Genomic DNA, 810 nt, shown 5'->3' with positions numbered 1-810 from the left:
ACGTAGACTAGACCGTCAGGTCGTCTATCGGTGCCTGGATCCGTCGTTACCCAGAAGGCGAAGGGCGCGAATAAGCACGCATTGAAAATAACCATAAAAGGATGATTATCGATGATCAGTAAGCGCGTTGTAACCGTAGGATTGACCGCTTCGCTAACCTTCACCTTGATTGGATGCAGCAACAGTGCCACCCCTTCCAAAGCAACCAGCGAACCTTCCAAGGATGCGAATACGAAGTATACGGAAGGGAATTACACCTTGCCGATCGTGAAAGAACCGATGGTAATAGAGTGGATGGGACGCGATTCGGAGGATGCGGGCAAGAGCTTCCTAACGAACAAAACGATTGTGTGGGAGCAACTTAGGGAAAAAACGGGGATTTCGATTAAGTGGAATGTTGTTCCGAACGCCGAGTATAAACAAGTCATGCAAATGCGGTTAGGCAGCAAAAAAGATTTGCCAGAAATTCTTATGCTTACCGGAGATGCGGATGGTTCTTATTTGATCAAGTATGCCGATGATGGAATCCTTATTCCGATGAATGACCTCATCGACAAATACGCGCCTAACTTAAAGAAGATGCTCGAGGATAACCCTGCGTATAAAAAAGCAGTTACGCTTCCAAATGGAAAGATCGTCGCACTAGGCAATCTCAATGCCTCTCCATTGAATACCAAGTCTTTGCAAATCCGTAAGGATTGGTTGGATAAACTGAATTTGGGCGAAGTCAAATCAGCGGATGATCTGATGAATGTGGCTAGAGCCTTCGTTAACAACGATCCGAACGGCAACAATAAGAAGGATGAGTTC

General features: G+C 45.9%; 1 protein-coding gene. It reads left to right on the top strand.

Annotated features, from left to right (window positions below; translation table 11 throughout):
• Window positions 1-111: 111 nt before the first annotated feature.
• A partial coding sequence (locus tag AC1DWB_RS36445) for an extracellular solute-binding protein (protein WP_477545918.1) occupies window positions 112-810 on the top strand: 699 nt, incomplete at its 3' end.

Source organism: Paenibacillus sp. P4_E11 (assembly GCF_056401635.1).
The sequence above is the reverse complement of the archived record's forward strand: the minus strand, read 5'-3'. Positions and strand labels throughout refer to the sequence as shown.